The 9,301-nt window shown below is 62.3% G+C and carries 8 protein-coding genes and 1 pseudogene; 5 read left to right on the top strand and 4 right to left on the bottom strand.

The annotated features are described in order from the left end of the window. Positions 1–168 precede the first annotated feature (168 nt). From BKP54_RS19900 to BKP54_RS19890, 3 genes are all read left to right on the top strand, one after another. Positions 169–411 carry a hypothetical protein gene (locus tag BKP54_RS19900; protein ID WP_057208070.1) on the top strand — a complete coding sequence of 81 codons (243 nt, stop codon included), beginning with the start codon at positions 169–171 and terminating at the stop codon, positions 409–411. Positions 412–675: 264 nt separating this feature from the next. Further along, complete coding sequence (locus tag BKP54_RS19895; protein WP_057208068.1) at positions 676–1,284, top strand: alpha/beta hydrolase; 609 nt, start codon at positions 676–678, stop codon at positions 1,282–1,284. A gap of 343 nt (positions 1,285–1,627) precedes the next feature. Then, positions 1,628–3,034 carry an FAD/NAD(P)-binding protein gene (locus BKP54_RS19890; protein WP_057225221.1) on the top strand — a complete coding sequence of 469 codons (1,407 nt, stop codon included), beginning with the start codon at positions 1,628–1,630 and terminating at the stop codon, positions 3,032–3,034. 19 nt (positions 3,035–3,053) lie between these two features. Here BKP54_RS19890 and BKP54_RS19885 read toward each other — a convergent pair whose 3' ends face one another. The 4 genes from BKP54_RS19885 to BKP54_RS19870 all read right to left on the bottom strand — a co-directional run bounded on the left by BKP54_RS19885 (position 3,054) and on the right by BKP54_RS19870 (position 6,517). Beyond that, positions 3,054–3,890, bottom strand: a complete 837-nt coding sequence (locus tag BKP54_RS19885; RefSeq protein WP_057208064.1) for an ABC transporter permease subunit — start codon at positions 3,888–3,890, stop codon at positions 3,054–3,056. Beyond that, entirely contained in the window at positions 3,887–4,684 is a 798-nt protein-coding gene (locus tag BKP54_RS19880) for an ATP-binding cassette domain-containing protein (protein ID WP_057208107.1), read from the bottom strand. The genes BKP54_RS19885 and BKP54_RS19880 overlap by 4 nt, the downstream gene beginning before the upstream one ends. 99 nt (positions 4,685–4,783) lie before the next feature. After that, a complete protein-coding gene (gene tauA, locus BKP54_RS19875) occupies positions 4,784–5,791 on the bottom strand; it encodes a taurine ABC transporter substrate-binding protein (protein ID WP_057208062.1) in 1,008 nt (335 codons plus the stop codon). A gap of 177 nt (positions 5,792–5,968) precedes the next feature. After that, positions 5,969–6,517, bottom strand: a complete 549-nt coding sequence (locus BKP54_RS19870) for a flavin reductase family protein (RefSeq protein WP_057208060.1) — start codon at positions 6,515–6,517, stop codon at positions 5,969–5,971. Positions 6,518–6,702: 185 nt separating this feature from the next. On the opposite strand from BKP54_RS19870, the gene ssuD reads away from it, so the two are divergent. Both ssuD and BKP54_RS19855 read left to right on the top strand, forming a co-directional pair. Then, positions 6,703–7,872: an FMNH2-dependent alkanesulfonate monooxygenase gene (ssuD, locus tag BKP54_RS19860; RefSeq protein ID WP_057208056.1), complete on the top strand. Its 1,170-nt coding sequence runs from the start codon at positions 6,703–6,705 to the stop codon at positions 7,870–7,872. Further along, positions 7,866–9,301: pseudogene (locus BKP54_RS19855) on the top strand (FAD/NAD(P)-binding protein). The gene ssuD and the pseudogene BKP54_RS19855 overlap by 7 nt, the downstream one beginning before the upstream one ends.

The following is a 9,301-nucleotide window of genomic DNA, read 5'->3' as shown; positions in this document are numbered from 1 at the left end:
AGCGGAATGAGGATGATCAGCACCAGCCAGAATAGCGTGACGCCGAGCGCCAGACCGAACCCCGGAAGCACGCTCGGCTGACGAAACCGCCAGCGCCTGTTGTGGCCATGCTCTCTCAAATCCAACTTCACCTCTCATGCCCAAGGCAAAAAACCCAAGCGGTCCTCAATGATCGACCCGGCCGTTTCCAACCAGGCGATCGCCATTCCGATCAAGCTCAAACAAACCCGACGCCTTAGCACCGCCGGTCGGGCAAAACCTATCTGGTCCGCCGCCAACCTTGCTGTTCTTTCGCCCGGCTTGTCGAGTTGGCCGAACACAGCACCACTCCTCAAAACTTCGATTGCGCTTGCCGCCGAAGTCCTCGCGTCAAACTATCAATTTCGCAGGCACCAACAACGCAATTTTTGACTGCCGGGGGCCTCAAAACGAAACTGATTTCGCTGAGAAACGCGTCAAAGGAAACACTCTGCCTCAAGCATTGTTCCACAGCCGATACGGCAATTTCAGTGCACTGATTCAAAGCCGCAGAAAGCTATGCTATAGATTTTATGGATATTGGGTATTCCTTGCTTACCTCATGCCAGTTGCCTTCGCATAATCGCCCCATGAATTGTTTGATAGGAAGACGATCGGCGCACCGCCACTTGGCCCGTGTCGCAAGAGGCTGATACCATGGCAAAAACCTTGATCATCCCCGGTCTTTTCGGCTCGGGCGCGGGGCACTGGCAGCGTCACTGGCTGGACGACCAGCCGCGGGCGACGCTCGTCGAGCAAGATGACTGGGACCATCCGGTGCTCGAGCGGTGGCGTGACGCGCTGGAGCGCACCATTCTCCGTCACGGTGTCGTGGACGTTGTTGCCCACAGCCTGGGCTGCATCCTCGTTGCCAGTCTGGCGCGTCGACCGCTGGCACGGCAGATCAGAAGCGCGCTTCTGGTGGCGCCCTGCGATCTAGACGTGACGGGGCGGCTGCATCCCGGCTCGATCGCGTTCGGCGCCATGCCCGAGCATCCGTTGCCGTTTCCGAGCCTGATCGTCGGCAGCCTCAACGACCCCTATATGTCGTTCGACCGATTGCGGCACATCTCGACCCGCTGGGGCAGCCGGCTCGTCGATCTCGGTCATGCCGGGCACATCAATGTCGCGAGCGGTTTTGGCCGGTGGTCGCGCGGCTACGACCTGCTGACAGTCCTGAATGGCATCGCACGGCGCGAACAGCCCCCGGCGAGCGCTGCACAAATCGCTGAAAACCGGGAGGGTCGCGTCGTCGCTGGCCGATAGATACCGGCGCGGTTTCACCTTCTACGTGCGGCTCGAAACGCAGGGGCGACACAAAGGGCTTGATGTCCGCTGGAAATCGCGTTTTAATAGCGCATAAACTTTATAGAGTATGCCGTATAGGGATGACCATGTGCCGAGGTGCCAGGCCAGCCAGAACAACGGATACCTCCTCGCCGGCCCATGCGGCTGGCGGCACCATCCCCGACACTGCAGATTTGAGCCCCGTCAGCGGCCGATCTCGGTGCTGGGCGATACCCCAAGGTCCGATCCGTGTTCGGGATCGGAACAGCCATGCGTTTCAAACTTTGCCGACTGACCGCAGTCGGGCCACAAGGGAGCTCACATGACTGTCCACGGATTGTTTGCCAAGATTTCGCCCGACAGTGACAGCCCTCGGGAAAAGCCGCGCATTGCCATCATTGGCCGCGGCTTCTCGGGGATCATGATGGCGATCGCGCTGATGAAGTCGGTGCGAACAGCATTTCATGTTCATCTCTTTGACCCGCAACCGACCATCAGTGGCGGGCAGGTCATGGCCGCCGCCCAGAGCGGCGAAATCCTCAATAGCCGCGTGCGCGATCTGTCGGTGGCCGCCGGACAGCCGGAGGATTTCAACGATTGGCTCTGTGCCAACCAGGATTTTCGCTCCGCCGTCTCAGCCGCCATTCCAGGCTTCCAGCAGATCTTCGTACCGAAGAGCATCTTCAGCGACTACGTCTACCAGCGCTTTTCCGAAGCGTTGACGCGGCGGCCGGATATCTCCATGCAGCTCTCCTGCCAGGCGGTGCTGGGCCTGCGAAAGCTGCCATCCGGGCGCTTCCTGGTCCTGCAGGAAGAAGGCTCGATCGAATGCGACGTTGCGGTACTCGCCACCGGATTCGGTATCCGCGCGCTTGAAATGGAGGTTGCGGACGATGAACGTCCCCTGGTGAGAGCGCGGCGTCTGGTGGTGCCGCGCCATGCGGTGCTGCTCGGCAGCGGGGTGCGTGTCGTCGATCGCCTGCTGCAAATGCGCGACAACGGCTATGCCGGCGAGATCACCATCATTTCGCGGCATGGGTTCCTGCCGCAATCGCACACGCGGCTTTCAGCAGCGCCGACTTTCCCGGTGGATCCGATGCCGACGAGGCTACGCGACATCGTCCGCTTCGTCAGGCAAGCCTGCGCCGAGGCGGAGGCCAACGGTCTGAGCTGGCAGGCCGCCATGAACGGGCTCCGGCGCCGCGCGCGTTCTCTGTGGCAAGCTCTGCCAGAACAGGAGAAGCGTCAGTTCAACCGTCATCTGCGCTCGATCTACGACAGCCATCGCAACCGCCTGCCGGCGCCAATGCACCTGCGACTGCAGCAGGAACTGGCCGACGGCCGCACCGTCGTGCGCAAGGGCTGGGCCGGGCGGCGGCGGCCGGACGGGCTCATGGTCCGCTGGGCAGGAGCGCCGCAGGAAGATCTGCTGGTGGCAGATCAGGTCATCGACTGTCGCTGCTCTGCGCCTGACCTCAAGGCCCCGGTCATTCAGAACCTCTTTGCCGGCGGTCTGGCGCAGCCGGACGAGCTCGGGCTCGGCCTCGCCGTCAGCCCGGCAGGCGAGGTGCTTTCAGACAGCCACCCAACGGCCAACCTCTATGCGATCGGCCCCCTGGGTCTCGGTAGCCTGCCCGATATCGATCTGGTGCCCGAGATCGTCACGCAAACCTATGCTGCCGCCCGATTGATCGCCACGCGCCGCCGGGTGACGCAGAAGTCTGCATAGGAAGAGCCGTGGTTGCCCGTCAGCGGTGGTGCGACCACGGCACCAGCCGCCGCTCGATCCGTCGTGCAACGACTTCAAACAGGAAGGCGACGGCAGCGATCACCACGATGCCGGCTATGACGATGTCGGTGACCAGGAACTGGGCCGCCGATTGGATCATGAAGCCAAGGCCGCGTGTCGCCGCCACGAGCTCGGCGGCAACCAGGGTCGACCAACCGGCGCCGAGCGCAATGCGTGTGCCGGTGAGAATGGATGGCAGCGCGCCCGGCAGGATCACATGCAGCAGCAATTGCCGTCGCGATGCGCCGAAAGCGCGCGCGGCATTAATGTGGTCGGGCGATGCGGATTTCACGCCCGCAGCCGTCGAGAGAATGATCGGCGGCAGCATTGCGAGCGCAATCACGGCGATCTTCGATGCCTCGCCGATACCAAGCCAGATGATGACGAGGGGCAGATAGGCGAGCGGCGGCAGCGGACGCAGAAACTCGACGATCGGATCGAGAATGCCCTTGCCCCAACGGCTGGTGCCGATCGCAAGGCCCGCGGGCACGCCGAGGATGAGCGCGGCACCAAGCGCACCGAAGATACGTGAAAGGCTGGCGGCGATATGCTGGGCGAGTGTCGCGTCGACAAAGCCCGTCAGCGTCAGGCCGCTCAGCGCCCGAAGGACCGCGAGCGGCGATGGCAGGAACAGCGGCGGCACCAGGCCATAGGAGGAAACGAGGCTCCAAAGGCCGACCAGCGCAGCGACGGTTGCTGCTGAAATCCAAAGAACGGGCAGCGTGCGTGGCGGCTTGACCTCGATTTCGCCGCTTGGATCGGGGCGGGTGGACGTCGCTTCCAGGGAAAGGGTCATGCTGCCACACCTTCGTCTTCGGAATGAATGAGACCGGTCAAATCATCGTGCAACCGCTTGAATTCGGCAGCGGCGCGCAGCTCGTTTTGAGGTATTCCGGAGAGATAGTCCCGACCGAAGCTGACCGGAATGATCTTGGCGATCCGGCCCGGGTTCGCGGTCAAGACGACGATGCGCGTCGCTAGCATCAAGGCTTCATCGATGCTGTGTGTGATGAGCAGTGCACCGGCCCGGCTGGCCCGCCACATGTCCAGGAGAAAGCCTTGCATGCGCACACGCGTCAGCGCATCCAATGCGCCGAGCGGCTCGTCCATCAGTAGGAACCGTGGCTGCGAAGCCAGGGCTCTGGCAATGCCGACACGCTGGCGCATGCCGCCGGAAAGCTCCCAGACCTTGCGCTCTGCCGCATCCGGCAAACCGACGCGCTCCAGCAGCGACTGGGCTTCCTTCAATCGTTGGTCCTTGCCGACACCCCGCAGGCGCAAAGGGAATGCAACATTGTCGATCGCGCTCAGCCATGGGTAAAGCGCATCATCCTGAAAGACGACGGCGCGGCCGGAACCGGGGCCGGACAGCGACCGGCCATCAAGCGCGATCCGGCCGCTGCTTGGCGTCAAGAAGCCGGCCGCCAGATTGAGCAGGCTCGTCTTGCCCGAACCGGATCTGCCGATGACCACGACGAAATCGTCGCCGGCAATCTCCAGATTGATCCGATCCAGAACCAGCGGCGCTTGCGATCGCCCTTCGCCAGGCGCGTATCGTAAAGAGATATTCTCGAGCGCAAGCACGGACATTTTGTCGTCCCCATGATCCATGAAGTGGGCCGAAGGATGGGCTAGCGTTTCACGCCCTCAGTCGTGTCGCCAACCGTTCCCGCGGCAATCCCGCCTTGCTCAGAACGAGAGCTTGGCGGCTTCCTGCGCCCAGCGCGCCGAAACGTAAGGGCCATAATCGGTCAGAACTGCCGGGATCTTTTGCTGCTCGAGCAGGAAGGCCGACGTTTCTGCAATGGCCTTGGCCGTTGCGCCGCCGAGAAGATCGGATGTTGCCTGCTCCTCCAACGATGGGAAGTAATATCCCTTGAGCAGGGCGGGCACGTCCTCCGGCTTGGCGCCGGTCAGGCGGGCGATCTTTTCGGCCTGCTCCGATGTGGCATTCCATGTCTCCGGCTTGGCCCGGTAGTCGGCATAGGCATCACCGGTCACCTTGACGAACCCGGTGACGATATCCGGATGTTCTTCGGCGAATTTCTTGCTGACGATCCAGGCATCGAAGGTCGGGCCACCCCACTGGGCAACGTCGGCAGAGGTGGCCAAGACGGTCGATGTCTTCTTGATCTCGGACAGCACCGGATCCCAGACATAGGCGCCGTCGATGTCGCCACGCTGCCAGGCCGCCGCAATTTCCGGCGGGCGCAGGTTGAGGATCTCCACCGATTTAGGATCGATGTTCCAGTGCTTCAGCGCCGTCAGCAGGCTGTAGTGAGCCGTCGACACGAAGGGTGTTGCGATCTTCTTGCCGGCGAGTTCTTCGGGCTTGCTTACGCCCTTGACGGCCAGGGCTTCCGCGTCGCTGATCAGGCCGACGACGAAGATGGTTTCGAACGGCAGTTCCCGGCTTGCCGCAGCCGCCAGCGGCGACGAGCCGACATAGCCGATATCGATCGAGCCGGATGCAAGCGCCGCGATGACATCGGCGCCGCCGTCGAACTTCTGCCAGTTGATTTTCGCGCCGGTCACCTTCTCATAGGTGCCATCGGCCTGCGGCACGCGCGACGGCTCGACGATCGGCTGATAACCGATGGTCAGTGTGGTGTCCGCGGCCTGAGCCGCAAGCAGTCCCTGCGTCGCCAACACCAGCGCTGCGGTTGATACCAGAAGGGTACGTCTTGCTATTGTCATTGCCTGCTCCTCAACGGTTTGCCGATGGCCCCGTCGTGGAGCCTGTATTGATAATCTCAAAACCCATGGATTTTATAGAGATAAAAAATACCCCGTTTGTGCGACGGGGTATGAAGCCATTCCAAACTTCGGTCGATTGGGCATCATCTTTGCCCGCTCGAACGTGGTCCCCTCCAGTTACGGCAGGAAACTGCCGTAACGGCCGCTGTGGTAGAGGACGGGTTCGCCTGAGCCTGCCGCAATCGCCAGGACCCGTCCCAGGATGATGGCGTGGCTATGACGCTCGATGATCTCCTCGACTTCGCAATCGATCGCGGCAAGTGCCCCATTCAGGGCGGAAGCGCCGCTGACGAGGGTCCGCCAGTCTGCGCCGCCGTAGCGTGCCGCGCCTTTGAGACCACCAAAGCCCGCGAAGCGCTCGGCCACGTGCTGCTGCTGGCTTGCGAGAATGTTGACGCAGAAATGCTGGTAACGCTCGATCACCGGCCAGGTGGATGACGTCCGGTTGATGTTGACGATCATCGTCGGTGGATCGACCGAAAGCGCCGTTGCCGACGTTACCGTCGCGCCTGTGCGATCGTCGCCGATACCGGCGGTGATGACCGAGACGCCACCCGACAGGTTGCGCATGGCGGATTTCAGTTCCGATGGCGTGATGGGGTTAGGGCGATCGATCGCATGACTTGATGTCGTGAATGCACTGGAAGCGGCGAGAGCGATGTTCATGGCAAAATCCTCGAAAAATTTGACCTGCTTCCCGGTCGTGAAGCCGCGATCCGGGAAAAAATTTTTCCTCTACTCAAAAATGATCGCCGGATTTTTCATTGTCAATAAATTTTATAGAGTTTATCTTTTTTGGACTGCCGGCCCTGTCTGGCGCCTGCCGTCGATCGTGTCCGAGGAGAATTCGCATGAGCAACACGCCTGACAAAGTCAACGTTCTCTGGTTCCTGCCCACTCACGGCGACAGCCGCTATCTCGGCACATCACGGGGAGGGCGCAATGTCGACCTCAACTATCTGAAACAGGTCGCCCAGGCGGCCGATGCGCTGGGCTACTACGGTGTGTTGATCCCCACTGGCCGCAGTTGCGAGGACAGCTGGGTGGTGGCGTCAGCCCTGGCACCCTTGACCGAGAAGCTGCGCTTCCTGATTGCGGTGCGGCCTGGACTGCTTTCACCGATGCTGGCAGCCCGGATGACGGCAACGCTCGACCGGCTTTCCGAGGGACGGCTGCTGATCAACGTGGTGACGGGCGGCGACCCGACGGAAAACAAGGGCGATGGCATCCACCTGTCGCATGGCGAGCGCTACGAAGTCACCGAGGAGTTTCTCAACGTCTACAAATCAGTCCTTCGCGGCGAAGACGTTACTTTCAAGGGAAAACATTTCGATATCGAAGGCGGCAAGCTGCTGTTCCAGTCGGTGCAGACGCCGCATCCGCCGCTCTATTTCGGCGGTTCCTCGGGCAAGGGCCAGGAGGTGGCGGCCAGAACGATCGACAAATATCTGACCTGGGGTGAGCCACCGGAAGATGTCGCCAGAAAGATTGCCGAAGTGCGCGCACTGGCTGAGGCCGAGGGCCGGGAAGTTACATTTGGCATCCGGCTGCATGTGATCGTGCGCGAGACCGCAAAGGAAGCATGGCGGGCGGCCGACGACCTGATACAATATGTCGATGACGAGACGATCGCCGCGGCACAAAAGGTGTTCGAGCGTATGGATTCGGTAGGTCAAAGTCGTATGAGCCGGTTGCATGGCGGCCGGCGCGACAAGCTCGAGGTGGCGCCCAACCTCTGGGCCGGCGTCGGGCTTGTGCGCGGCGGTGCGGGCACCGCCCTTGTCGGTGATCCGGATCAGGTCAAGGCGCGGATGGAAGAGTACCGCGAGATCGGCATCGATACGTTCATCATGTCTGGCTACCCGCACCTGGAGGAGGCCTATCGCTTCGGCGAGCTCGTGCTGCCAAACCTGCCGCTGGGTCACGCGGTTCCCGCGCGCGAAACATCGATCAATACCGGTCCGTTCGGCGAGACCATTGCCGGCGACCACAGGCCCAAGCTAAAGGTGTCGCAATCGTGAAGCGTCGACCCCGCCGACCGGTTGTCGCAATCATCGGCGGTGGCTTCACCGGGGCGGCGGTTGCCGCCAACCTAGCCAAGAACACGACCGGTCAGGCGGTCGATATCATCGTCTTCGAGCCTCGGGGGCGCCTGGGTGCTGGTCTTGCCTACGACACCTCCGATCCGGCGCATCGCATCAACGTACCGGCGGCGCGCATGAGCCTGATACCGGATGAGCCGGACGATTTTCTGCACTGGCTGGCCGCTGAAGGTGAGCCGCGCGACGACCAGGATGCGCTGACCGAAGACGGGAATCTCTACCCTCGGCGCGCGGTCTTCGGCCGCTATGTCGGCGACTTCATCGCACCTTTTCTTCGGAGCGGTCAGGTCCAGCACTGTCACGAACGGGTGGCCCAGATCGTCAGGACGGGCGAGCAATGGCGGATCGCGGCCGATGGAGGAACTGATATCCTGGCCGACATCGCCATCGTTGCCACGACCCACCCGGCACCGTGTGCACCCCGGCACATTGCCAAGCGCTCGCCAGCCATCCACGTTTCGTCGCCGACTCGACATTGTCAGGCGCCCTATCCGTAATCCGCGGGGAGGATCGCGTCCTCCTGATCGGCAACGGACTGACTTCGGCCGATGTCATCGCCTCGCTCAGACGAAACGGCCACCGAGGGCCGATCACCGCCCTTTCCCGCCGGGGGCTTCGGTCGAGGGGACACGCGACAACGGCGCAGGAGCCATTTGGCGATTTCGTCACCGATCCTTCGCGAACCGCTCGTTCGCTGTTGCGTAGGATACGCCAGGCAGTTCAGGAGGCGCCGACGGCGGGTCATAGCTGGCACGCGGTTTTCGACGCGTTGCGCGCCCAGGGCGGCGAAATCTGGGGAGCCCTACCTATCCCGGAGCGAAAACGACTTGTTCGCCACCTGAGGCCCTATTGGGATGTGCATCGCTTCCGGGTCGCACCACAGATAGATGCGGTCATCGGCCAAGGGCTTGACCACGGCGATGTGAGGGTTCTTGGCGGATCGGTGAAAGAGATAGCCCGGGCCGGCGAGACCATCACCGCCGAGGTTAGACACCGTCATACCGGCAAGTGCGAGCAGATGACATTTGACGCCTGCGTCGTGACCACCGGCCCGGCGCACACGGCTATCCTCAGGAGCCAGGGTTGGCTGGCCGATATGGCCGATGCTGGCCATTTGCAACTGGATGGGGTGGGCCTCGGCCTTGCCTGCGATGAACAAAGCCGCGCAGCCGACCGCGACGGAAAAAGCGACGACGCGCTTTTCATCGCCGGCCCGCTTGCCCGCGGCACATTCGGCGAGTTGATGGGGCTGCCGCAGGTGAATGATCATGCGATCTTCGTCGCTCATCAGGTCGCGCAGCGTCTCGCAAGCCAGTCCCGGTCGAGGCCTGCGGTGCAAATCGCCTGA

It is taken from the genome of Ensifer sp. 1H6 (assembly GCF_001976035.1).
Taxonomy (GTDB): Bacteria; Pseudomonadota; Alphaproteobacteria; order Rhizobiales; family Rhizobiaceae; genus Ensifer; species Ensifer canadensis.
Note: the sequence above shows the minus strand (reverse complement) of the source record. Positions and strands in the feature narration are given on the sequence as shown.

What these genes read in the sequence shown, in the direction of transcription:
- BKP54_RS19900 (WP_057208070.1), top strand. Translation starts at nt 169, where the DNA reads ATGATCGACCCGGCCGTTTCCAACCAGGCGATCGCCATTCCGATCAAG.
- BKP54_RS19895 (WP_057208068.1), top strand. Translation starts at nt 676, where the DNA reads ATGGCAAAAACCTTGATCATCCCCGGTCTTTTCGGCTCGGGCGCGGGG.
- BKP54_RS19890 (WP_057225221.1), top strand. Translation starts at nt 1,628, where the DNA reads ATGACTGTCCACGGATTGTTTGCCAAGATTTCGCCCGACAGTGACAGC.
- BKP54_RS19885 (WP_057208064.1), bottom strand. Translation starts at nt 3,890, where the DNA reads ATGACCCTTTCCCTGGAAGCGACGTCCACCCGCCCCGATCCAAGCGGC.
- BKP54_RS19880 (WP_057208107.1), bottom strand. Translation starts at nt 4,684, where the DNA reads ATGTCCGTGCTTGCGCTCGAGAATATCTCTTTACGATACGCGCCTGGC.
- tauA (WP_057208062.1), bottom strand. Translation starts at nt 5,791, where the DNA reads ATGACAATAGCAAGACGTACCCTTCTGGTATCAACCGCAGCGCTGGTG.
- BKP54_RS19870 (WP_057208060.1), bottom strand. Translation starts at nt 6,517, where the DNA reads ATGAACATCGCTCTCGCCGCTTCCAGTGCATTCACGACATCAAGTCAT.
- ssuD (WP_057208056.1), top strand. Translation starts at nt 6,703, where the DNA reads ATGAGCAACACGCCTGACAAAGTCAACGTTCTCTGGTTCCTGCCCACT.